Source organism: Hydrogenophaga sp. RAC07 (genome assembly GCF_001713375.1).
Taxonomy (GTDB): domain Bacteria; phylum Pseudomonadota; class Gammaproteobacteria; order Burkholderiales; family Burkholderiaceae_C; genus Hydrogenophaga.
Map to the genome: position 1 here is coordinate 1,919,803 of NZ_CP016449.1, position 23,113 is coordinate 1,942,915.

24 protein-coding genes are annotated in these 23,113 nt (G+C 64.7%); 16 read left to right on the forward strand and 8 right to left on the reverse strand.

The window, feature by feature from the left end; translation table 11 throughout:
• The first annotated feature begins 75 nt into the window (after positions 1-75).
• Positions 76-525 (forward strand): DUF192 domain-containing protein, encoded by a 450-nt coding sequence (locus BSY239_RS08960; RefSeq protein WP_069046541.1) that lies wholly within the window; start codon positions 76-78, stop codon positions 523-525.
• A gap of 27 nt (positions 526-552) precedes the next feature.
• Here the strand turns inward: BSY239_RS08960 and BSY239_RS08965 are convergent, their stop codons facing one another.
• The 3 genes from BSY239_RS08965 to xseA form a co-directional block, all read right to left on the reverse strand.
• Complete coding sequence (locus BSY239_RS08965; protein ID WP_069046542.1) at positions 553-2,790, reverse strand: NADP-dependent isocitrate dehydrogenase; 2,238 nt, start codon at positions 2,788-2,790, stop codon at positions 553-555.
• A gap of 240 nt (positions 2,791-3,030) precedes the next feature.
• The gene (locus BSY239_RS08970) at positions 3,031-3,612 is read right to left on the reverse strand and encodes a Fe-Mn family superoxide dismutase (protein WP_069046543.1); all 582 of its coding nucleotides are present in this window, start codon (positions 3,610-3,612) and stop codon (positions 3,031-3,033) included.
• Positions 3,613-3,712: 100 nt separating this feature from the next.
• Complete coding sequence (gene xseA / locus BSY239_RS08975) at positions 3,713-5,020, reverse strand: exodeoxyribonuclease VII large subunit (RefSeq protein ID WP_069048887.1); 1,308 nt, start codon at positions 5,018-5,020, stop codon at positions 3,713-3,715.
• 347 nt (positions 5,021-5,367) lie between these two features.
• Here xseA and BSY239_RS08980 point away from each other — a divergent pair, with 347 nt between their 5' ends.
• The 6 genes from BSY239_RS08980 to adk all read left to right on the forward strand — a co-directional run bounded on the left by BSY239_RS08980 (position 5,368) and on the right by adk (position 9,377).
• Positions 5,368-6,009, forward strand: a complete 642-nt coding sequence (locus tag BSY239_RS08980) for a MotA/TolQ/ExbB proton channel family protein (RefSeq protein ID WP_069046544.1) — start codon at positions 5,368-5,370, stop codon at positions 6,007-6,009.
• 4 nt (positions 6,010-6,013) lie between these two features.
• Positions 6,014-6,451, forward strand: a complete 438-nt coding sequence (locus tag BSY239_RS08985; RefSeq protein ID WP_069046545.1) for an ExbD/TolR family protein — start codon at positions 6,014-6,016, stop codon at positions 6,449-6,451.
• A gap of 21 nt (positions 6,452-6,472) precedes the next feature.
• Positions 6,473-7,540, forward strand: coding sequence for a tetraacyldisaccharide 4'-kinase (gene lpxK / locus BSY239_RS08990; protein ID WP_069046546.1), 1,068 nt, complete (start codon positions 6,473-6,475; stop codon positions 7,538-7,540).
• 38 nt (positions 7,541-7,578) lie between these two features.
• Complete coding sequence (locus tag BSY239_RS08995; protein WP_069046547.1) at positions 7,579-7,785, forward strand: Trm112 family protein; 207 nt, start codon at positions 7,579-7,581, stop codon at positions 7,783-7,785.
• Entirely contained in the window at positions 7,782-8,564 is a 783-nt protein-coding gene (gene kdsB, locus BSY239_RS09000; RefSeq protein WP_069046548.1) for a 3-deoxy-manno-octulosonate cytidylyltransferase, read from the forward strand. The genes BSY239_RS08995 and kdsB overlap by 4 nt, the downstream gene beginning before the upstream one ends.
• Before the next feature lie 156 nt (positions 8,565-8,720).
• Complete coding sequence (adk, locus tag BSY239_RS09005; RefSeq protein WP_069046549.1) at positions 8,721-9,377, forward strand: adenylate kinase; 657 nt, start codon at positions 8,721-8,723, stop codon at positions 9,375-9,377.
• A 69-nt stretch (positions 9,378-9,446) separates the two neighbouring features.
• On the opposite strand, the gene BSY239_RS09010 is transcribed toward adk, so the two are convergent.
• Genes BSY239_RS09010 through BSY239_RS09020 form a run of 3 tightly spaced genes read right to left on the reverse strand, consistent with a single transcriptional unit; the run spans position 9,447 to position 11,330 of the window.
• Positions 9,447-9,926, reverse strand: a complete 480-nt coding sequence (locus BSY239_RS09010) for a DUF6152 family protein (RefSeq protein ID WP_069046550.1) — start codon at positions 9,924-9,926, stop codon at positions 9,447-9,449.
• 11 nt (positions 9,927-9,937) lie between these two features.
• On the reverse strand, positions 9,938-10,357 hold the full coding sequence (locus BSY239_RS09015; RefSeq protein ID WP_069046551.1) for a hypothetical protein: 420 nt from the start codon (positions 10,355-10,357) through the stop codon (positions 9,938-9,940).
• Between the two features lies 1 nt (position 10,358).
• Complete coding sequence (locus BSY239_RS09020) at positions 10,359-11,330, reverse strand: asparaginase (protein ID WP_335583428.1); 972 nt, start codon at positions 11,328-11,330, stop codon at positions 10,359-10,361.
• A 119-nt stretch (positions 11,331-11,449) separates the two neighbouring features.
• Between BSY239_RS09020 and lexA the strand changes: the two genes are divergently transcribed.
• The 3 genes from lexA to BSY239_RS09035 all read left to right on the forward strand — a co-directional run bounded on the left by lexA (position 11,450) and on the right by BSY239_RS09035 (position 13,754).
• On the forward strand, positions 11,450-12,127 hold the full coding sequence (gene lexA / locus BSY239_RS09025) for a transcriptional repressor LexA (protein WP_156775604.1): 678 nt from the start codon (positions 11,450-11,452) through the stop codon (positions 12,125-12,127).
• A 135-nt stretch (positions 12,128-12,262) separates the two neighbouring features.
• Positions 12,263-12,637, forward strand: coding sequence for a hypothetical protein (locus BSY239_RS09030; RefSeq protein WP_069046554.1), 375 nt, complete (start codon positions 12,263-12,265; stop codon positions 12,635-12,637).
• A 109-nt stretch (positions 12,638-12,746) separates the two neighbouring features.
• Positions 12,747-13,754 (forward strand): D-2-hydroxyacid dehydrogenase family protein, encoded by a 1,008-nt coding sequence (locus tag BSY239_RS09035; protein ID WP_069046555.1) that lies wholly within the window; start codon positions 12,747-12,749, stop codon positions 13,752-13,754.
• Between the two features lie 56 nt (positions 13,755-13,810).
• Here the strand turns inward: BSY239_RS09035 and BSY239_RS09040 are convergent, their stop codons facing one another.
• Positions 13,811-15,898: a type IV pilus assembly protein FimV gene (locus BSY239_RS09040; RefSeq protein WP_156775444.1), complete on the reverse strand. Its 2,088-nt coding sequence runs from the start codon at positions 15,896-15,898 to the stop codon at positions 13,811-13,813.
• Positions 15,899-16,061: 163 nt separating this feature from the next.
• Between BSY239_RS09040 and BSY239_RS09045 the strand changes: the two genes are divergently transcribed.
• The 5 genes from BSY239_RS09045 to BSY239_RS09065 all read left to right on the forward strand — a co-directional run bounded on the left by BSY239_RS09045 (position 16,062) and on the right by BSY239_RS09065 (position 21,614).
• The gene (locus BSY239_RS09045) at positions 16,062-17,582 is read left to right on the forward strand and encodes a 3-hydroxyacyl-CoA dehydrogenase (protein ID WP_069046557.1); all 1,521 of its coding nucleotides are present in this window, start codon (positions 16,062-16,064) and stop codon (positions 17,580-17,582) included.
• Positions 17,583-17,584: 2 nt separating this feature from the next.
• Positions 17,585-18,364 (forward strand): oxepin-CoA hydrolase, alternative type, encoded by a 780-nt coding sequence (locus BSY239_RS09050; RefSeq protein ID WP_069046558.1) that lies wholly within the window; start codon positions 17,585-17,587, stop codon positions 18,362-18,364.
• Between the two features lie 99 nt (positions 18,365-18,463).
• The gene (locus BSY239_RS09055) at positions 18,464-19,183 is read left to right on the forward strand and encodes a Crp/Fnr family transcriptional regulator (protein ID WP_069046559.1); all 720 of its coding nucleotides are present in this window, start codon (positions 18,464-18,466) and stop codon (positions 19,181-19,183) included.
• A gap of 49 nt (positions 19,184-19,232) precedes the next feature.
• Positions 19,233-20,318 carry a phosphotransferase family protein gene (locus BSY239_RS09060; protein ID WP_069046560.1) on the forward strand — a complete coding sequence of 362 codons (1,086 nt, stop codon included), beginning with the start codon at positions 19,233-19,235 and terminating at the stop codon, positions 20,316-20,318.
• A 36-nt stretch (positions 20,319-20,354) separates the two neighbouring features.
• Entirely contained in the window at positions 20,355-21,614 is a 1,260-nt protein-coding gene (locus BSY239_RS09065; RefSeq protein ID WP_069046561.1) for an acyl-CoA dehydrogenase family protein, read from the forward strand.
• A gap of 18 nt (positions 21,615-21,632) precedes the next feature.
• Here the strand turns inward: BSY239_RS09065 and BSY239_RS09070 are convergent, their stop codons facing one another.
• Positions 21,633-22,298, reverse strand: a complete 666-nt coding sequence (locus tag BSY239_RS09070; RefSeq protein WP_069046562.1) for a hypothetical protein — start codon at positions 22,296-22,298, stop codon at positions 21,633-21,635.
• Positions 22,299-22,364: 66 nt separating this feature from the next.
• On the opposite strand from BSY239_RS09070, the gene BSY239_RS09075 reads away from it, so the two are divergent.
• A complete protein-coding gene (locus BSY239_RS09075) occupies positions 22,365-23,069 on the forward strand; it encodes a glutathione binding-like protein (RefSeq protein WP_069046563.1) in 705 nt (234 codons plus the stop codon).
• The last annotated feature ends 44 nt before the right edge of the window (positions 23,070-23,113 follow it).

Genomic DNA, 23,113 nt, shown 5'->3' on the forward strand with positions numbered 1-23,113 from the left:
AATTCTCGCACGACCCACCCCGAGCGGACGGATGGCGGAGAATGGGCCATCGATTTGAACCACCCGACCACACGCATGAAAAATCTGTCTGTTCGCCTGCTGTGCCTGTGGGTTCTTTTCACCGGCACGGCCTGGTCCCAGGAATCGCCCCAGCTTCAGTTGCCCAGGGTCACCTTGTCCGCCGGCATGCACCTCATCAACGCCCAAGTGGCGGCCACCCCGCAGCAGCGAGCAGTGGGTCTCATGTTCCGCAGGGAGATGCCGGTGAATGAGGGCATGCTGTTCGCCTTCGAGCAGGCGTCCGAGCAGTGCTTCTGGATGAAGAACACCCTGCTCCCGCTGACGGCGGCCTTCGTCGCGGATGACGGCACCATCGTCAACCTGGCCGACATGCAGCCGCAGAGCCTGGCCTCGCACTGCTCCACCCAACCGGTGCGCTTTGTGCTGGAGATGAACAAGGGCTGGTTCGACAAGCGCGGCCTGAAGGCCGGCTCCAAACTGAGCGGCCCACCGTTCACACGGTAGGCCGCCTCATCGAATCACGCGCAGATTTCAGGCCTGCACCGACGCCAGCGCCGCGTTGAAGGTCTTGCTGGGTCGCATGATGGCTTCGAGCTTGTCGAAGTCGGGCTTGTAGTACCCGCCGATGTCCACCGGATGGCCCTGCACGGCGGCCAGCTCGGCCACGATGGTCTGCTCGCTGTCGGTGAGTTGCTTCGCCAGCGGCGCGAACTTCGCGGCCAGCGCCGGATCTTCACTTTGTGCAGCCAGCGCCTGCGCCCAGTACAGCGCCAGGTAGAACTGACTGCCGCGGTTGTCGAGCTGGCCGGTCTTGGGCGAAGGATTTTTGTTGTTGTCCAGCAGCTTGCCGGTGGCAACGTCCAGCGTTTTGGCCAGCACCTTGGCCTGCAGGTTGCCCGTCTTCAGACCCAGGTCTTCCATGGACACCGCCAGCGCCAGGAATTCACCCAGGGAGTCCCAACGCAGGTGGTTTTCTTCCACCAGTTGCTGCACGTGTTTGGGTGCCGAGCCGCCGGCGCCCGTCTCGTACATGCCGCCACCGGCCATGAGCGGCACGATGGACAGCATCTTGGCGCTCGTGCCCAGCTCCATGATGGGGAACAGGTCGGTGAGGTAGTCGCGCAGGATGTTGCCGGTGGCGCTGATGGTGTCCAGACCGCGGGCCACGCGCTCAAGCGTGTAGCGCATGGCGCGCACCTGGCTCATGATCTGGATGTCCAGACCAGCCGTGTTGTGCTCGTGCAGGTACATCTTGACCTTGGTGATCATCTGCGCTTCGTGCGGGCGGTACTGGTCGAGCCAGAACACCACCGGCATGCCCGAGTTGCGCGCGCGGGTCACTGCCAGCTTGACCCAGTCCCGGATGGCGGCGTCCTTGACCTGGCACATGCGCCAGATGTCGCCCTGCTCCACGTTCTGGCTCAGCAACACTTCGCCCGTCGCCAGGTCGGTGATGTTGGCCACGCCGTCTTCGGTGATCTCGAAGGTCTTGTCGTGTGAGCCGTACTCCTCGGCCTGCTGCGCCATCAGGCCCACGTTGGGCACCGTGCCCATGGTCTTGGGGTCGAAGGCACCGTGCCATTTGCAGAAGTTGATGATCTCCTGGTAGATGCGGGCGAAGGTGGACTCGGGCATCACGGCCTTCACATCCTTCAGGCGGCCGTCAGCGCCCCACATCTTGCCGCTGTTGCGGATCATGGCGGGCATGGACGCGTCCACGATCACATCGTTGGGTGAATGGAAGTTGGTGATGCCCTTGGCGGAATCGACCATGGCCAGCTCGGGCCGGCCTTCGTGGCAGGCGTGCAGATCGCGCTTGATCTCGTCCTGCTTGCTCTGCGGCAGCGCGGCGATCTTGTTGTACAGATCGACCATGCCGTTGTTGACGTTCACACCCAATTCGTCGAACAGCTTGCCGTGTTTTTCAAAGGCGTCCTTGTAGAAAATCTTCACGCAGTGACCGAACACGATCGGGTGCGAGACCTTCATCATGGTGGCCTTCACATGCAGCGAGAACATCACGCCGGTCTTGTGGGCGTCTTCGATCTCCTTTTCGTAGAACTCCAGCAAAGCCTTCTTGCTCATGAACATGGAGTCGATGATTTCGCGGTCAAGCAGCGGCACTTTGGACTTGAGCACGATGGTCTTGCCACTCTTGGTGATCAGCTCCATCTTCACGTCGCGCGCCTTGTCCAGCGTCATGGACTTTTCACCGTGGTAGAAGTCGCCAGCGTGCATGTGCGACACATGCGAGCGCGATGCCTGACTCCATTCGCCCATGCTGTGCGGGTTCTTGCGGGCGTACTCCTTCACGGCGCGCGGCGCGCGGCGGTCCGAGTTGCCTTCGCGCAGGACGGGGTTCACGGCGCTGCCGGTGCACTTGGAATAGCGCGCGCGCAGCGCCTTCTCTTCCTCAGTCTTGGGGTTTTCCGGGTAGTCCGGGATCTTGTAGCCCTTGGCCTGCAGTTCCTTGATGCAGGCGACCAGCTGCGACACCGACGCGCTGATGTTGGGCAGTTTGATGATGTTGGCTTCGGGCTTGAGCGTGAGCTTGCCGAGCTCGGCCAGGTAGTCGGGCACGCGTTGCTCTTCGGTCAGGCACTCGGGGAAAGCCGCCAGCACGCGGGCAGCCACCGAGATGTCGCTGGTGGCCACGTTGATGCCGGCGGGCGCCGCGAACGTGCGGATGATGGGCAGGAACGCACTGGTCGCCAGCAAAGGGGCTTCGTCCGTCAGGGTGTAAATGATGGTGGGTTGCTGGCTGCTCATCGCGTATCTCCAAAATTGTTGGGGTGTGGCCGGTTCGACCGCTCTGTGCAGGTTATGCCGAAGCGCTGGATCAGACCACCCGTGATTTTGCTTTCCGGGCTTCACGCCAAGCCCCGTTTTTTGAACGCTTATCTCACAATGCAAAAAGCGGTGCGAAATTTGTGTGTTCTTTTCTGTGCAGCGACCAACAAAAAGGGCCCGAAGCTTGCGCTTCGAGCCCTGTCACCTGGCCGCTGGGGCTCAGGCGAAGTTGGCTTCGGCGAACGACCAGTTCACCAGCTTGTCGAGGAAGGTCTCCACGAACTTGGGGCGGGCGTTGCGGTAGTCGATGTAGTAGGCATGCTCCCACACGTCCACGGTCAGCAGAGCCTTGTCGCCGGTGGTCAGCGGGGTGCCGGCGGCGCCCATGTTGACGATGTCGACCGAACCGTCGGCTTTCTTCACCAGCCAGGTCCAGCCAGAACCGAAGTTGCCCACGGCGGACTTCACGAAAGCTTCCTTGAAGGCTGCATAGCTGCCCCACTTGGCGGTGATGGCCGCGGCCAACGCGCCGGCCGGCTCGCCGCCGCCGTTGGGCTTCATGCAGTTCCAGAAGAAGGTGTGGTTCCAGATCTGCGCGGAGTTGTTGTAGATGCCACCGCTGGATTTCTTGACGATGGACTCGAGGTCCATGGCTTCGAATTCGGTGCCTTTTTGCAGGTTGTTGAGGTTGACCACGTACGCGTTGTGGTGCTTGCCGTGGTGAAACTCCAGCGTTTCGCGGCTGTAGTGGGGAGCCAGTGCGTCCAGTGCGTAGGGCAATGCGGGCAGGGTGTGTTCCATGGGGTTCCTCGTGAGTGCTGTTGTGGAAAGTCTTGCCGTCTGGGTGGTCTCACCAGCGGACAGGCGGCCATTGTAGGCACGCGACTGTGCAGCGAAGGTGTCAGGGTCTCTGAATGTCGGGCTCCACGCGAACGTCCAAGGTGCCGTCGGCCAGCGTGGCGGTGAGCGCCTGACCAGCTTGCGCCTGCGCTGCCCGCGTTACCGCCACCCCTTGCGCGTCGGTGAGAAACGCGTAGCCGCGCTCCAGCACCAGCTGGGGATCAAGAAGCCCCAGTGACAGTTCGCAGCGTTGCAGCCGCCGCTGCTGCGCGTCCATTGCGCGGCGCAAGGCCAGCGGCAGCTGCGTCTGCAACACAGCCAATCGGTTGCGCCGCTGCTGGGTGGTCAACATCCAGCCGCCCTGCAAGCGGTGCTGCAGGCGCCCGAGTTGCTGCGCGCTGTCGTGCAGTCGCGACGAGGGGCGACCCATGCGCTGGGCCAACCGGTCGAGGCGCTGGCCCCGCTGGTCGATGTTGGACCAGGCGCCCGCATCCAGCCGCTCCTGCAAGTAATCCAGCTCCCCCACCCGCTGCTCGCGCGCGGGAGCGCAAAGCTCGGCCGCGGCGGTGGGCGTGGGCGCCCGCAGGTCGGCCACGAAGTCGGCCAGGGTGAAGTCGGTTTCATGGCCCACGCCGCAGACCACGGGCATGGGCGCGCGCGCCATCAGGCGAACCAGCTCGGGATCGTTGAACGACCACAAGTCTTCCAGCGAGCCCCCGCCCCGGACCAGCAGCAGAACCTCGCTTTCACCCGTCTCGGCGTGGCGGCTGTAGGCGCTCTGCAGGGCGGCGCGCAGTTCGCTCGGAGCTTGTGCGCCCTGGACGGAGGCGGGGTAGATCACCACCGGCAGGTGCGGCACGCGCCGGCGCAGGGCGGTGACCACGTCGCGCAAGGCCGCCGCACCCAGCGAAGTGACCACGCCAATGCTGCGAGGCTGGGCGGGCAGAGGCCGTTTGCGCGCTGCCTCGAACAAGCCCTCGGCCTCCAGTTGGGCCTTGAGGCGCAAGAACTGCTCGAACAGCGCGCCCTGCCCGGCTGGCTGAAGGGACTCCACAATGAGTTGCAGCTCGCCGCGCGCGCCATACACGTCGAGCTTGCCGCGGGCTTCCACGAGTTGTCCATCGCGCGGGTTGAAGGTGAGCTGTTCGGCCGCGCGGCGAAACAGCGCGCAGCGCACCTGACCCGTTTCGTCCTTCAGCGCGAAATAACAATGGCCGCTGGCCGCGCGCGAAAAGCCCGAAATCTCGCCGCGCACCGCGACCGGATTGAACCGGGCGGCCAGGGTGTCTGCCACGGCGCGCATCAGCGGCCCAACCGCCCACACACGCCCCGCCGCCGGGGCCTGCGACGGTGAAAACGCGTCAACCATGCGTGTCTCCCGCGCAAAAGTGTCCACAGGCCGCATGGATACTGGTGATCGGGTGAACGCAGCCTGTGTGTGCAGGGTCGGGTGAATAGCGCATTGATTCGAAAGCGTTTTGCAGTGCCTGTTTGCTGATCGATCTGATGAAGCCCAAGCCCGGCGCGGGCCCGCACCACTTGCTCGTCGGGTTCTTCACAAAGTTATCCACAGAATCTGTGCACGAAGTGCATGTGTCGTGCGGAGCATGGGGTGGGGGGTTGGGAAGCCATCGCCGGGAGCGCGCCACCCCTGAGACATAATCGGTCGACCGACTAGCGCCGAGCAACCCAACGGCACACGCCTGGAGTTCAGACTTGCTTTCCATCATACAAGCCGCAGGATGGCCCATCTGGCCCCTGATCATCTGTTCCGTTCTCGGATTGGCCCTGGTCATCGAACGGTTCGTCAGCCTCAAAACCGCCAAGATCATTCCGCCCAAACTGCTGGACGAAGCCATCATGGTGTCGCGCAACGGGGTGCCGGGCCCGGACGTGGTGACCCAACTCGAGCAGAACTCGGTGCTCGGCGCCGTGCTGGCCAGCGGCTTTCGCACCTTCAACAGCAACCCGCGCGCCAGCGAAGACGACCTGCGCGCCAGCCTGGAAGGCGCCGGGCGTCAGGCGGCGGCGCAATTGCAGCGTTACCTTGGCGCGCTCGCCACCATCGCATCGGCTGCGCCGCTGCTGGGTTTGCTGGGCACCGTCATCGGCATGATCGAGATCTTTGGCTCGCAGGGCGCCAGCGGCGCTGGCGGCGTGCCCGGCATGGGGGACCCGGCACAACTGGCGCGGGGCATCTCGATTGCCCTCTACAACACCGCCTTCGGCCTGATCGTGGCGATCCCCGCCTTGATCTTCTGGCGCTATTTCCGCGGCCGGGTGGACGGCTACCTGTTGGCCCTGGAACTGGCCGCCGAACGTTTTGCCCGTCACCTGCTGAACCTGCGCAAGCACTGAAGCCATGAACTTCCGTCCCGGCACGCGCGACGAGCCCGAGATCAACCTGATCCCGTTCATCGACATCTTGCTGGTGGTGCTCATCTTCCTGATGCTCACCACCACCTACAGCAAGTTCACCGAACTCAACGTCAACCTGCCGGTGGCCGACGCGCAGGCGCCCAAGACCAACAAGCGCGAAGTGGTGGTGGCGGTCGGCAACGACGGGCGTTACGCCATCAACAAACAGGTGCTGGAGGGCACCAGCGTCGAACTGCTCACCAGCGCCCTGGCCGGCGCCTCCGAAGGCAACGCCGAGACGGTGATCATCATCAGCGCCGATGCCGCGGCCACGCACCAGTCGGTGATCAATGTGATGGATGCCGCGCGACGAGCCGGTCTCGTGCAGATCACGTTCGCCACGCAACAGACCGGCGCTGCTGCTGCCCGTGGCAAGCCCTGAGCGGCGTCTCCTCCTGAACCGATGAGTGAGGCCCGCTGGCAGGCTCTCTGGCTGCGCAATTCGCTGCGGCGCGGCGGGATGGCCCGTTTGCTATGGCCCGTGTCGCTGGTGTACGGCGCACTCATGGCCCTGCGCCGGGGCCTTTACCAGATGGGTCTCAAACAAAGCCACTCCGTTGGCGTTCCGGTGGTTGTCATCGGCAACGTGGTGGTCGGTGGCGCCGGCAAAACGCCCACGGTGATCGGCGTGGTCAACCACCTGAAAACCCAGGGTTGGCAGCCCGGGGTGGTTTCACGCGGCCATGGCCGGCAGAGTCAACACGTGGTGCTCGTTCACGCCGACACGGCACTCGCCGACAGCGGCGATGAGCCGGCCCTGATCCACCGTCGCACCCAGGTCCCTGTCTGCGTGGCAGCCCAACGCGTGGCCGCAGCCCGGGCACTGCTGGCCGCACACCCGGAGGTCAACATCCTCGTCTGCGACGACGGCCTGCAGCACCTGGCATTGCACAGAGATGTTCAGATCATCGTGTTCGACGAGCGGGGCACGGGCAACGGCTGGCTGCTGCCGGCGGGGCTGCTGCGTGAACCCTGGCCGCGGGAAACCAAGACCTCCGCGTCTGACCTGGTGCTGCACCAGCGTCGGGATGACACGCCCAACCCTGCGCTGATTCGTGCACCCGGCGTGCCGGTGTTCGGTGCGGTGCGCAGGCTGGCCGACCACGCGGTGGGACCCACGGGCGAACAGATGTCGCTGGACCAGCTGCGCGGGCAACGCGTGACGGCGGTGGCCGGTACCGCCAGGCCCGGCGTGTTCTTCGACATGCTGCGTGCGCGCGGGATTGAGCCCGCGGCAGAGGTGGGCTTGCCCGACCACGCGACCTTGCCCGACTACGCAGCCCTGATGCAGGACAGCTCGATCACCCTGCTCTGCACCGAAAAAGACGCGGTCAAGCTGTTTCCCACGCTCATCGACAGCCCTGCGGATCAGCGCCCTCAGGTCTGGGCCGTGCCGCTGGAACTGACGCCAGACCCCGCATTCTTCAATGCGCTGGACGGGCGCCTGGAACGCCTGAAAAGCCGCGCCTGAACCGCAAAGCCGGCCAACCGCGCGACTATCATTCCCCCATGGACACCAAACTGCTCGAACTCCTGGTCTGCCCCGTGACCAAAGGGCCCCTGATCTTCAACCGCGACAGCCAGGAGCTTGTGTCGCGCAGCGCGCGTCTGGCCTACCCGGTGCGCGACGGCATTCCGATCTTGCTGGAGCACGAAGCCCGCCCCCTGACCGACGAAGAAGCCACCCGGCCCAACGCCCCCACCCCGCAGCCATGAGCCTGCACGAGGTTCCCGGGCGCTTCACGGTCCTGATTCCGGCGCGTCTGGCCTCCACCCGGCTGCCCGACAAACCCTTGGCCGACATCGGCGGCCTGCCCATGGTGGTGCGGGTGGCGCGCCGAGCGCAGCTGAGCGCTGCACACCGCTGTGTGGTGGCGGCCGACGATGCACGCATCGTGCAGGCCTGCGAAGCTCACGGCGTGAGCGCCATCCTGACCCGAGGCGACCACCTCAGTGGCAGCGACCGCCTGGCCGAAGCCTGCACCCTGCTTGGCCTGGCCGATTCGGAGGTGGTGGTCAATGTGCAGGGCGACGAACCCCTGATCGACCCCGGTCTCATCAACGCCGTGGCACAGGAGCTGCACGCCAGGCCCGATTGCGTCATGAGCACGGCGGCACATGCCATCGACGAGCTGGCCGACTTTCTCAATCCCAATGTGGTCAAGGTGGTGCTGGACCGGCAGCTGACCGCCCTGTATTTCAGCCGTGCGCCCATTCCCTGGTGGCGGGACGGCATGGCCGGCGGAGCGGCGTCCGCACTGCCGTCACCCCGCCCTCTGCGCCACGTCGGCGTGTATGGCTACCGCGCCGGTTTTCTGAGGCGCTTTCCCGAGCTCGAACCCGCACCGCTGGAAGCCACGGAGTCGCTGGAACAGCTGCGGGTGCTGTGGCATGGCGAACGCATTGCCGTGCACGTGAGCGCGGCTGCACCGGGTGCCGGCGTGGACACCCCGGAGGACCTCGAGCGGGTCCGCCAGGTGCTGGCACAAGACTGAATCCATACCCTGCGGGGCAGGCTTTCTGGGGTGGCGCTCTGTAAGCCGGGCGCGAGGATGCGCATGCTATCCTCAAATGGTCGCCCCGGCCCCACGCCCAGGGGCCGCCGCTCGAGACAAGCGGCCAAGCCATTGAAACATCAAAGAAGGAAAGCGATGAGACTGATTTTGTTGGGCGCGCCGGGAGCCGGCAAAGGAACGCAGGCGACGTTCATTTGCCAGAAGTACGGCATTCCCCAGATTTCCACCGGCGACATGCTGCGTGCCGCCGTCAAGGCCGGCACGCCGCTGGGCCTGCAGGCCAAGGCGGTGATGGAGTCCGGTGCGCTGGTCAGCGACGACCTGATCATCAACCTGGTGAAAGAACGCATCGCCCAGCCCGATTGCAACGGCGGCTTTCTGTTCGACGGCTTCCCCCGCACCATCCCCCAGGCCGACGCGATGAAATCAGCCGGCGTCAAGCTCGACTATGTGCTGGAGATCGACGTTCCGTTCGACGCCATCATCGAGCGCATGAGTGGTCGCCGCTCGCATCCGGCGTCGGGCCGCACTTATCACGTCAAGTTCAATCCACCCAAGGTGGAAGGCAAGGACGACGTGACCGGCGAGCCGCTGATCCAGCGCGATGACGACAAGGAAGAAACCGTGAAGAAGCGTTTGGAGGTCTACAGCGCGCAGACCCGTCCGCTGGTGGACTATTACAGCAGTTGGGCGCGCAACGACGCTGCGGCGGCACCCAAGTACCGCGCCATCAGCGGCATGGGTTCGGTGGATGACATCACGGCACGAGCCTTTGAAGCGCTGTCGAAATAAGCGGTCTGCACCCAACAAAAAAACCGGCCTGCGAGCCGGTTTTTTTGTTGGAGTCTTGGCGCAAGCGCATCAAGCCGGACTGGAACGCAACCCGTATACCTTGCCACCCAGGAACACATACTCGGCGCGCACGATCGCCTCCCCGGCTTCGTCTTTGAAGGTGAATCCCACCAACGAGAGCGATTCACCGTTCTTGATTTCGGGCATCTGCCACTGGCCCAGGCGGAACAAGGGCGCCAGCTCGATTTCCCAGCGTCGATCACGCCGCGTAGGTACCACCGCCCTGGACAAGAGCGCAGACCCGTCGACGCCCGCGGTCTGGGCTGGCAGGGCGCGCTGGGCCAGATCGGCGGGCACACGCAGGTTCTCGGGCAGCTCCAGCGACAGTTCCACGTGTGGGTTGCGCCACCTCACATTGACAGCCTTGCCCTCCAGGTAGATCGGCCGCCCCTGGTCAAAGCTGCTCCAGCCGTGGTGCGCCAGCGCACCCGTGGCGACGCCTCCCCAACCCAGGGCAGCGGCCACCTGAACAAATTCACGTCGTTGCATGCGGTTCTCCTTCAAACATAGGCAATCCAGCGTCCACAGGTGACCACGAGCATCCAGATCACCATCGACAAGAGCATGCTCACACGGGCGGTGGTGTCCTGGAGCTGCAACGAACGGCGCGCATGGAACCAGCCGGCATTGCAGCCCGCCAGCATGATCAACGCCATCTTCGCTGTGAACACGCGGTTGGCCAACAGTTCCCCGGGTTGCGTGCCGAACATCAACAAACCTGTCACGACGGCCAGGCCAAACCCGATGCCCACCAAGCCCAGGCTCAACCGCGCCAGTGGTTCGATAGGCAGGGTCGACGCCCAACCGAACACGCGCATCTCCAGCAACACCAGGTTACCCAGGATCAAGGCCACACCGATCAGGTGCACCACCTCCAGCATGGGATACGCCCAAGGGTGGGCGCCGAGTGCCTCCAGCACCTCAGGCCTCCAGCAACTGCAACGCCAGCGCCAGGCGCGCTTTCACAGGCGACAGGCCGGCCGAATCCGGCAACGGCTGGCCCGGGTGTGGCACCACGCGACCGTGCGCGCAGCGGCTGGCCACCACCACCTCGACGCCGCTGGCCTGTGCCTGTTTCAACGCTGCCAGCAGATCGTCGTGCACGGTGCCGTTGCCGGTGCCGGCCACCACGATGCCGCGCAGCGGCTCCGCGGCGGCGGTTTGGCCCAGCAAAGCGCGCACCACCTCCCCATCGGCATTGGCGTGACTGAAGATCAGCTCCACGCGCGGCAGCGCGGCGGCGCCCTTCAGTCGTCGCAGCGCTGCGGCGTCGAAGGCGCCCTCGGGCACCGCCTGAGGCCAGGGCCTGAACACGCGCAACTGCGCCTCTTCCACACAACCGAGCTCGCCCGCGTCACCCGAGTCGAACGGGTCTGTTCTGTAGGGATGCACCTTGGCCACGTCGATCGCACCGTGAATTCGACCAGCGCACACCACCACCACGCCACGGGCCTCAGGATGCAACGCCACCGCCACCGCATCGCTCAGGTTCTGCGGCCCGTCGGGCACCAGCGCCGTGGCCGGCCGCATCGCACACGTGAGCACCACCGGCTTGGATGGTTTCAGCACGGTCTGCAACAGAAAGGCGGTCTCCTCGATCGTGTCGGTGCCGTGGGTGATCACGATACCGGCCACCTCGGGCCGATCGAGGTGCTCAGCCACCCGCGCGGCGAGCGCATGCCACACGCTCAGCACCATGTCCTTGCTGTTGATCTGCGCCACCTGCTCCACGTCCAGCGGACAAGTCGCCAGGGCGGGCACCATGGCCACGAGCTCGCTCACCGCCACCTGCCCGGCCACATAGCCCACGTTGTCGTTCGCCCGGTTGGCGCGTCCGGCAATCGTGCCGCCCGTGCCCAAAACCACGAGGCGGCGCGCCTGGTTTGCATTCACCACTTGCCAAGTCCTTTGAACTGGTTAAAAATACAGCCACTGGATAAGAAAACAGTGACCCGCCGTTCGGATACCCCGCCCGGTGAGGCATACACCCCGAAGAGGTCCACATGCTCGACATGCCCGCCACCACGCCCAAGCTCACCGCCCGGCAGCAGCAGATTCTGGAGCTCATCCAGACCGCCATTGCCCGCACCGGTTCGCCGCCCACGCGGGCTGAAATTGCCAGCGAACTCGGCTTCAAGTCGGCCAACGCGGCCGAGGAGCACTTGCAGGCCCTGGCACGCAAAGGGGTCATCGAACTGGTCAGCGGCACCTCGCGCGGCATTCGCCTGCGCAGCGAAGATCTCCGCTCCATCAACGATTCGCGCGGGCGCCAGCTTACACTCCCGCTCCCCAGCCTGGCCCAGCTCATGCTCCCCCTGATTGGCCGCGTGGCCGCCGGCTCACCCATCCTGGCGCAAGAGCATGTGGACCAGACCTACCACGTCGAGCGCAGCCTGTTCCAGCGCGAGCCCGACTACCTGCTCAAGGTGCGCGGCATGTCCATGCGCGACGTCGGCATCATCGACGGCGACCTGCTGGCCGTGAAGTCTGCCAAGGAAGCCAAGAACGGCCAGATCGTGGTGGCCCGCCTGGGTGACGATGTGACCGTCAAGCGGTTCATGCGCCGCCAAAACGTCATCGAGCTTCACGCCGAGAACCCCGACTACAAGACCATCGTGGTCGAGCCCGGCGAACCGTTTGAAATCGAAGGCCTCGCGGTCGGCCTCATCCGCAACAGTTTCCAACTCTGACCCCTCGGGTCACGTTGCCTCAGCAGGTGGCGGGCGTTTGGTCCGACGGGCGTACCGCTCGTCTTTGGACACATCCCTGCGTTGGCGACTTCCTTGCAATCCTGCCTGTGTTCAACCCCTCGTCTGGAGTTTCGCATGGGAAAAATCTTCAATACCAACACGTGGCGCGCCCCTCTGCAGCTGATCGACTGCTGGCTGCCGCTTCCGTCCGACCGTCCGGCCCGTCCGGCCGCTTCGTTCATGGCGGCCAAAGCCGTGCAACGTTTTGCGCGAGCCGGTTGGCTCAACCGAGAGGCGGCGAACGGGCCTGCCATGCAGGCGAGGCAGCCGGTCGCGACCCAGGCGGGTTCACCTCCCGCATGCCGCGTGAGAGTACTGCGCCAGGCCGAAGCCCACCGAACCCAGAGCCGGGACATGCGCCTGGTCATCTCCGGCCCCATTGGCGATGTGTGCGCGGAGCTTGATCGGCTCGCGGCACTGGAGCAGGCCTCCATGGCACGCGCTGCCTGATCCACGCGACCCGGCCGGGCACTGCAGCGGCGAGGCTTCGTTCAGCGCAGGGCACGAACGGCCCGGGCCCAGGTCGCGAGGGAAAAAGTGGCGAAGGCACAATAGGCGCATGAATATTGTGATTCTTGACGACTATCAGGACGCGGTTCGCAAGCTGAAGTGCGCGGAGAAACTGGAGCCTTATCCGGCCAAGGTGTTCACGAACACGGTCAAGGGCGTGGGTCAGTTGTCGGTGCGGCTCAGAGATGCCGACGTATTGGTTCTGATCCGCGAACGCACCCAGATCTCGCGCCAGCTCATCGAAAAGCTGCCCCGCCTCAAGCTGATTGCGCAGACCGGACGCGCAGGCAGTCACCTCGATGTGGCGGCCTGCACGGAGCGCGGCATTGCGGTGGCCGAGGGTGTGGGTTCGCCCGTGTCAACGGCCGAGCTCACCTGGGCCTTGATCATGGCGTCGATGCGGCGCATTCCGCAGTACGTCTCCAACCTCAAACACGGAGCCTGGCAGCAAGCGGGGCTGAAATCGTCGGCCATGCCGATCAACTTTGGTGTGGGCATGGTGCTGCGCGGCAAGACACTGGGCCTGTGGGGCTATGGCCGAATCGGCCAACTGGTCGCGGGTTACGGGCGCGCTTTCGGCATGCAGGTGGTGGTCTGGGGCAGCGAAGCCTCGCGCGCCCGGGTGGTGGCCGATGGCTTTGAAGCCGCGGAAAGTCGCGAGGCGTTTTTTGCTTCGGCCGATGTGCTGTCGCTGCACTTGCGCCTGAGCGAAACAAGCGCCGGATGTGTCACGCTGGAAGACCTCGGCCGCATGAAACCCACGTCCCTGCTGGTCAACACCTCGCGTGCGGAGCTGATCGAGCCGGAGGCCTTGCTCGCTGCGCTCAACCGAGGTCGCCCCGGCATGGCCGCAGTCGATGTTTTTGAATCGGAGCCGATTCTTCAAGGGCATGCCTTGTTGCGGCTGGAGAACTGCATCTGCACGCCCCACATCGGGTATGTGGAGCAGGACAGCTATGAGCAGTATTTCGCCTCGGCCTTCGACAACGTGGTCAATTTCATCAAGGGAACGCCGACCAACATCGTGAACCCTGGCGCACTTCAAGTCCGCCGGTAGAAGCAGCTCCCAATGAAAAAAGAACGCCGCATCAGCGGCGTTCTTTTCTTTGGGGTTCAGCTTTTGGATCCGCGTCGGCCTTCAGGTTTTCCGTCGTCGGCCAGGTCCGGCGGCGGATCGAAGTCGATCACCTCGAAGTCGATGAAGTTGTCCTCGCCGGGCTGGATGTCGAAGTCTGCAGGTTGTGTGAGCTTGGCCGACGCCTCTACCGCCACATTCACGTCGGGCAGTGACGCTTCAAACCGGGCCATCTCGGAAAGATCGTCCAGGTTGATGTCCAGGCCGAGCCGGGAAGACGCAGGTGGCATCTCGCCCAGACCCATGGGCTGGGTGTGCTGGTGGTCCGGTGCCGCGGCCGGCTGTCTGCTCACGACTGGAGCGACCTTGCCAGCAGCCTTCAATGGCTGCATGGCCGTGTGCTGAAAGTCACTGTTCGCGCGTGGCGCGCTGCCGTCGCGCTGGATGAGGTCCTTGGCGATCGCGTGCAGCATGAGCAGCTCACGGTAAGCCTCCAGATCGAACACCTCGGTGCTGCTGTCGGTGGAGTCGCGGAAGATCGACTGTTCGATCAGATCAAGCACCCGCGGCTGCGGCCAGAGGGCCTGGATGCGGCTGAATGCGGTTTCGTACGACTCCAGCCCCAGGCCCCGCTGCGAATAGCTGTCGAACGGCGGCGCGCCGGCGTTGAACACATGGTTGAACTCGTCGCGCAGGCTCTCGTAGTCCTGGCGGCGCCCGAGACGGTGGTAAATGTGGAACAGGTCGAGGTAGGTCAGTGCACTGGGTTCGTGGCTTTCGGTGAGGTGGTCCTTGAGCACCTGGATGGCCTGCTCGTCCTCCCCCAACGACACGAAGAAATCGGCCTGCTGCTGCACGTCGAACAGCTCTTCGGTGGCCACGGAGCGTGACACGCCGATGGCGCTGGTTGAAAATTCACGCCGGTCGCGGGCAGCAATGGGGCTCTCCGCCAACGACGTTGCCGGCATGGGCTGGGTCACTGCAGGCCTGCCCGAGCGGTCGTCCAGCCCATCAAAGGAAGAGTCCTGGTCCAGATCGAAATCCAGGTCGACATCCGGGCCATCGCCCCTCGGCGTCAACGGGGTCAAGTCGGACGATTTTCCGGCGACGGGATCGTCGCCATCCAGAGGAACGCGCACCGTCTTCTCTTCATCCTCCGGCGCCCACCAGGCCCGCGAGGCCTCGGAGCCCTGCACCACCACCTCTTGCCGCCGCCGCCACACCATCAAAACCGCCAACAGGGCCAACAGCAGGCATGCGCCCAGCAGGTAGACCAACCAGTTCTGGAACCGTTGAGCCTGCGATTGTTCAAGCTGGGCATTGAGGTCGCCCAAGGCGGCCTGGGACCGGGTCTGTTCCTCGCGAAGTTTTGCCACCTCGGATTCGAGCGCAGCGAGCTTCTGCGCATCGCGCAGGATGTCTTCCGGAGTGGCGTTGATGCTTTTCCAGAGTTGCACGGCGGCTGCGCGCGTTTCTTCAGAAGTGCTGGGTTCGCTCAGCAGCAGGGGGGAGAGTTTGAGCGTGGGGTCGCGTTCGATGCCGGTGGTCAGGTCGATCGGATCCAGCTGCAGCCTCGGTACAGGGGGCGCTGCAGGTGGCTTGGACGGCGCGCGGCGAACCACCGAAGGCGGCCGGCTTGCCGGGGCGGCTGCACGTGCAGGCGTTGAAGGTCTAGCCTGTGAAGCAGCAGAAACGGGCGCGGCAGCACCGCCACCCGATGCCGACGAAGAAGCCGCACCGGAAGCGCCGGGCGCCACGGTCACACGAGGCAGCGCCGAGGGATCCGCAGCCGCAGCCGCCGCCACCGCCGGGGCTGCCGAAGGCTGCGAGGCAGCGGTCAGGGGCTCATTGACCAGATCGGCGAGCAAGACAAAGCGGCGCGTGAACTGGGTGCCGCAACCGGCTTTGACGTAGAGGGTGACGAAGGGCTCGTTGACCGGCAAACTGGACTGCACCCGCACCGAAGATTCAACGTCGGGCGTGGTGCGCTGGGGCGACGTGCGAACCAGGTTGGCCGCAACCTGGGTATCGCCGTAAAACACATCGGTCTGAATGCACAGATTGCTCAGGTCTTCGCCCGGGGCGAGCAAAACCTGAACGCGAACGTCCAGCGGGCGGCCGATCATGGCAGCACCACTGTGCCGACCCAAGGTGACGGCAGAACTGCTCAAGGCAGTTGATAGCAAAATACAACCTGTCCAGTACTTGCGCACGCCAGATTTCCTTCTTTCGTTCGTTGGTTGATTCTGTCATAGCTCCAGAAGCTCTCATTCCAAATACAACACACTTATGCACCCGATCTTTCAGAACACCGGCGTTGTAGGCACCGGCGCCATGGGCCGCGGCATTGCACAAATGGCCGCTCAGGCCGGCAGCCAGGTCTGGTTGTTTGATGTTCAGGCCGGCGCGGCCCAGGCCGCGCGTGACGCACTGCACGCCACCTGGCAAACGTTGGTGAACAAGAACAAGATGACGGCCGAGCAGATGCAGGCCTGCCTGGACCGGCTCAAGCTCGCCGATGCCCTGGGTGATCTCGCACCTTGCGATCTGGTGATCGAGGCCATCGTCGAGCGGCTCGACGTCAAGCAGCGTCTCTTCGCCGAACTCGAAGGCATCGTCGGACCGGAGGCGGTTCTGGCCACCAACACCTCATCGCTGTCGGTCACGGCGATTGCCGCGCAGCTCAAACGCCCCGCACAACTGGCCGGATTCCACTTCTTCAACCCGGTACCGTTGATGCGCGTGGTGGAAGTCATTGCCGGTCTGAAAACCAGCGCTTCGGTGTGCCAGCGGCTGACCGACTTCACCCGCCAGTTCGGCCACACGCCCGTGACCGCGCAGGACACGCCCGGCTTCATCGTGAACCACGCCGGGCGTGGCTATGGCACCGAAGCATTGCGGGTGGTGGGCGAGCGTGTGGCGGACTTCGCCACCATCGACCGCATCCTGAAAGACCAGATGGGGTTTCGTCTTGGTCCGTTCGAGCTGATGGACCTCACTGCGCTGGACGTTTCGCACCCGGTGATGGAATCGATTTACCACCAGTACTTTGAAGAACCCCGCTACCGCCCCAGTGTGATCACCGCACAGAGGCTGGCCGGCGGCGTGGTGGGCAAGAAGGTGGGCGAAGGCTTCTACGCGTACGACAAAGGCTTGGCCCAGGTGCCGGCCGAGCCCTCCGTGCCGGCAGTGGCCGAGATGCCGCCGGTGTGGGTGTCGCCCAAGGCGGCGCGGCGCGCCGAGTTGTACCAGCTGCTCAAAGACCTGGGCGCCCAGATCGAGACCGCAGCGGCACCCTCTTCCACCGCGCTGATCCTGGTGGCTCCGCTGGGCCTGGATGTCACCACGCTGGCCGCGGTGGAGCGCCTGGACGCCACGCGCACGGTGGGCATCGACATGATGCTGGACGACGCCTCTGTGAAGCGCCGGGTGCTCGCCACCAACCCCGCTACGCGGCCCGACATGGCGCAGGCCGCCCACGCGCTGTTTGCACGCGACGGCAAGGCGGTGAGCGTGATACGCGACAGCGGTGGCTTCGTCACCCAGCGTGTGGTGGCCACCATCGTCAACATCGCGGCCGACATGTGCCAGCAAGGCGTGTGCTCACCGGCCGATCTGGACGTGGCCGTGACGCTCGGACTGGGTTACCCCATGGGTCCGCTGGCCATGGGCGACCGCATCGGCCCGACCAACATGCTGGAAATCCTGTTCAATCTGCAGACGGTCTATGGCGATCCGCGTTACCGTCCTTCCCCCTGGCTGCGCCGCCGCGGTGCGCTCGGCCTGAGCCTCACGCACGAGGAAGCTTGAACATGACCGCGAGTCTCAAGAGCCACAGCCATGGCCAGACCATGGTGCTCACCATCAGCAACCCCGAGCACCGCAACGCACTCGGCCCCGACATGTACGCCGCCGGCGTGGAAGCGCTCAACGTGGCCGAGAGCAGCCCCGAGGTGCGCAGCGTGGTGATCACCGGCGAGGGCAACCACTTCTGCGCCGGGGGCAACCTGCAGCGGCTGATGGCCAACCGCCAGCAGCCGCCCGAGGTGCAGTCGCAAAGCATTGAAGGCCTGCACAACTGGATCGAGACCATCCGCGCGTTTCCCAAACCGGTGGTGGCGGCCGTGGAGGGCTCGTGCGCCGGTGCCGGCTTTTCGCTCGCGCTGGCCTGCGACATGGTGGTGGCCGCGCACAGCAGCGTGTTCGTGATGGCCTACAGCAACGTGGGCCTGTCGCCCGACGGCGGCGCCAGCTGGAGCCTCATGCGCGCCCTGCCCCGCGCCACGGCCCTGCAGTTGCTGATGTGCGGCGACCGCATCGGCGCCGAACGCCTGCAGCAGCTCGGCGTGATCAACACCGTGAGCGCCACCGGCGAGGCGCTCACGGAGGCGCTCGCGCTGTGCGAGCGGCTCAACGCGCGCGCCCCGAACGCGCTGGCCAGCATCAAGGAGCTGGCCAACGACGCACCCACTGTGCCGCTGCACGCGCAACTGGGCGCCGAGCGTGATCACTTCGTGCGCAACCTGCACCACGCCAATGCGGGCGAAGGCATCGACGCCTTCATCAACAAGCGTCCCGCGCAATACCGTTGAAAAGCGGCCCGCGCGGAGCATCTGCGCGCATACCCTGACCCTGTTGCCACGTCCCAGTGGCGACAATCATTGACTTTCCAGTCACTCAAAAGACAGCCCATGGACGAACCGATTCTGACAATGGAAGAACGCGAGGCGATCAACAGTGGTCGCTGGTTCTCCAGCCTTTCTCCCTCCCTGCGGCACGACATACTCCGATGCGCTTACGTCAAGCGATTCAAGGACAGCGACCTGATCGTTGCCCGAGGCGATCCGCCCTCCGAATGGACGGCGGTGGCCAAGGGCGCCGTGCGCGTGAGTTCCACCTCGCTCTCGGGCAAACAGATCACCTTGACGTATGTGGAGCCGGGTGTGTGGTTTGGCGACGTGGCGATGTTCGATGGAGACCAGCGCACGCACGACGCGTATGCCCACGGCCCCACCACGCTCCTGTGCGTGGCGCGCACCGATTTTCAGAAGATCCTCAGCTCGCACGTGGAACTGTACGAAGCGCTGATGCGCCTGCAGGCGCGCCGCATCCGCACGCTGTTCGGTCTGGTGGAAGACCTCAACACCCTGCCCCTGCGCGCGCGCCTGGCCAAACAGCTGCTGCACCTGGTGCGCAGCTACGGCGTGCCTTGTCTGTCCGACGGCAACGAGATGCGCATCGGCCTGCAGCTGGCGCAGGAAGAACTGGCCCAGCTGCTGGGCGCTTCGCGCCAGCGGGTCAACCAGGAACTCAAGTCGATGGAGCGGGACGATGCGATCCGCATCGAACAGGGAGGGCTGGTGGTGCGCAACCGCGACATGCTGATGCGCATCGCGGAAGCCGAATCCTGAGGCCGCGCGTGATGGCCTCTCCCCTCAACTCCCACCCAGGCCTTCACGCATGAGCGACACCCAGAACTTCACCGGCACCCGGGCCGTATCGGGCCAACACACGTTCGACGAAACCGCGCTGGACTCCTGGCTTCAAGCCCGCCTGCCCGGGTTTGAAGGCCCGCTCACGGTGGAGATGTTCAAGGGCGGCCAGTCCAACCCCACCTACAAGCTCATCACGCCGCAGCGCGCCTATGTGATGCGCGCCAAGCCGGGCCCCGTGGCCAAGCTGCTGCCCTCGGCCCACGCCATTGAGCGCGAGTTCCGCGTGATGAGCGCGCTGCACGGCACCGGCGTGCCGGTGGCGCAGATGCATGTGTTGTGCGAAGACGAATCGGTGATTGGCCGCGCCTTCTACATCATGGAGTGCGTCAACGGCCGTGTGCTGTGGGACCAGTCGCTGCCCGGCCTCAGCAATGAGGAGCGAGGTGCGATCTACAACGAGATGAACCGCGTCATCGCGGCGTTGCACACGGTCAAGCCACTGGAGATCGGCCTGGACGGCTACGGAAAGCCGGGCAATTACTTCGAACGCCAGATCGGTCGCTGGAGCAAACAGTACGTGGCCTCCATCACCCAGACCATCCCCGAGATGGACCGGCTCATGGCATGGCTGCCCAACAACATCCCGGCCATGGCGCGCGACGAGTCCATGCTCTCGGTGGTGCACGGCGACTTCCGGCTCGACAACCTGATGTTCCATGCAGAAGAGGCGCGCGTGCTCGCGGTGCTCGACTGGGAGCTCTCCACCCTCGGCCATCCGCTGGCGGACTTCAGCTACCACTGCATGTCCTGGCACATCCCGCCGGGCATGTTCCGTGGCATCGGCGGGCTCGACGTGAAAGCCCTCGGCATTCCGACCGAAGACGAGTACATCGCGATGTACTGCGAGCGCACCGGCATCGCACAGCCCGCGCAGCTCAAGGCCGACTGGAACTTTTACCTCGCCTACAACATGTTCCGCCTGGCGGCCATCCTGCAAGGCATTGCCAAGCGGGTCGAGGCCGGCACGGCATCGAGCGAACAGGCGGTCAAGTCTGCCGCCGGCGCCCGCCCCATGGCCGAGATGGCGTGGCGATTCGCCAGCGGCGCCTGACCCGTTTCATATCCCCGATCACCCACAGGAGACACCATGAATTTCGACTACACCGACAAGGTCAAGGCCATGCGCGAACGCCTCCTGGCGTTCATGGACGAGCACATTTATCCGAACGAAGCGCGCTTCTTCGCCGAAATCGCGGCCAACCGCGCCAAAGGCAATGCATGGATCCCGACCGAGATCATTGAAGAACTCAAGCCCAAGGCCCAGGCCGCCGGCCTGTGGAACCTCTTCCTGCCGCGCAGTCCGCGCGCACCACAAGGTTTGTCGAACCTCGAATACGCACCCATGTGCGAAATCATGGGCCGCGTGCCGTTTGCGGCCGAGGTGTTCAACTGCTCGGCGCCCGACACCGGCAACATGGAAACCTTCGAGCGCTATGCGAGCGAAGAACTGAAAGACCAGTGGCTGGAGCCGCTGCTGCGCGGCGAGATCCGCTCGGCCTTCCTCATGACGGAGCCCGAAGTGGCGTCGTCGGACGCGACCAACATCGAATGCCGCATCGAGCGCGACGGTGACGAGTACGTGATCAACGGTCGCAAATGGTGGTCGTCGGGTGCCGGCGATCCACGCTGCGCGGTCTACATCGTCATGGGCAAGAGCAACCCCGACGCACCGCGCCATTCGCAGCAGTCCATGATCATCGTGCCGGCCAACAGCCAGGGCGTGACCATCGTGCGTCCGCTCTCGGTGTTCGGCTACGACGACGCACCGCACGGCCACATGGAGGTGCTGCTCAAGAACGTGCGCGTGCCGGTGGGCAACCTGTTGCTGGGCGAAGGCCGTGGTTTCGAAATTGCACAAGGCCGTTTGGGCCCGGGCCGCATTCACCACTGCATGCGCTCCATCGGCGCGGCCGAGCGCGCCATGGAACTCATGTGCAAGCGTCTGAACAGCCGCGTTGCGTTCGGCAAGCCGGTGTCGGCCCAGTCGGTGTGGCACGAGCGCCTGGCCGATGCCCGCTGCCGCATCGAAATGGCGCGCCTGCTCACGCTCAAAGCGGCCTACATGATGGACACCGTGGGCAACAAGGTCGCCAAGGCCGAGATCGCCATGATCAAGGTGGTGGCACCCAACATGGCCTGCGACATCATCGACATGGCCATCCAGGCCCACGGCGGTGGCGGTGTGAGCGACGATTTCCCGCTCGCCTATGCCTACGCGAACCAGCGAACCCTGCGCCTGGCCGACGGTCCGGACGAGGTGCACCGCATGTCGATCGCCAAGCTGGAACTGGCCAAACACATGCTCGTGAAAACCGAGGTGGAGATGCCGATCACGCGCGGCTCCTGAAGCCGCCAGGCTTCGGATTCAGTCGGCCGCCATGTCCATGGCGCGCTGGCTGAGCCGCTTGAACAGGTCCAGCGCATGCACCGCCGTGGCGGTGTCGCGGGTCTGGTCGATCTGCAGGCGCATGTAGGTCTTTCCCCGCTGCAGCATGAACATCATGGGTGTGGCGATGTTCACCGTCTCTGGCCAGGCCATCAGCTGCTGTTCAGATTCGCTGCCGACCCAGCGGCGTGCGAGTTCGGGCGCGTCGGTCAACACGGCGTAGCGGCTCCAGAAGCGGTGGTCCGGCCCGACCCAGCCCGCGTCCCGATACATGGACAACCACCGGACCTCATCGGGCACCACCCCCGCCATGGTCCGCAGCTCGTCGGTGTACTGTGAATACAGCGCGCGCGACTGGGCTTCGAGCACCTCTTTCAGCGCGCGGTTCATCACCACCACGTTGCCCTCTGGCCGCAGGCCCAGATCGGCACGCGCCATCAACTCCATCCCCTGGATGAACGGGCGGGATGGCGCCAGGCACTGGATGCGAACCGCCCGACCTTGCCACTTGCCAGCCAAGAGGTAGGCACCGCCCACCATCGGCGCGAAGCTCAGCGCATGGTCGTCTGCCCACTGGGCCAGGGGCGCCGACCGGGAGCGCAACCACGTGTTCGGTGACAAGGCATTTTTCAGGCGTTTGTACATGGTGTCGTGTTTTACCTTAGAGTGCGGCAGCTTCTGAAGGCACCACTCGATACAAAGGTGAAATTGATGATCCAAGTCCACTCCTGGCCCACACCCAACGGCCACAAGGTCCACGTCATGCTCGAAGAGTGTGGTCTGCGGCTCGGCCGCGACTGGCAGGTGCACGCCGTCAACATCGGTCAGGGCGACCAGTTCCAGCCCGAGTTCCTGAAGATCAGCCCGAACAACAAGATCCCCGCCCTGGTTGATCCCAACGGGCCGGACGGCAAACCCATCAGCCTGTTCGAATCGGGCGCCATCCTGCTCTACCTCGCCGCCAAGACCGGCAAGTTCCTGCCCAGCTCGGACCGCGCGAAATTCAAGGTGCTGGAGTGGCTGATGTTCCAGATGGGGGGTGTGGGCCCCATGCTGGGCCAGGCGCATCACTTCCGCATCTACGCGCCCGAGAAAATCGAGTACGCCGTCGACCGCTACACCAACGAGGCCAGGCGTCTCTACGGTGTGATGAACAAGCAACTGGAAAACCACAAGTACATCGCCGGCAACCAGTACACCATTGCCGACATCGCCATCTTTCCCTGGCTGCGCAGCTGGCAGAACCAGGGCATCGATTGGGCGGACTACCCGCATCTCAAGCAATGGTTCGACGCAATCGCTGCGCGGCCCGCGGTGCAACGCGGCGTGGCCGTGCTCGCCGATGCCCGCAAACCGCTCACCGACAACAAGTCGCGCGACATCCTGTTTGGCAAGACGCAGTACGAAAAACGCTGAAAGTTGGGGTCGGCTCCAGAACCCACCGTTTCAGCAGGTACAAT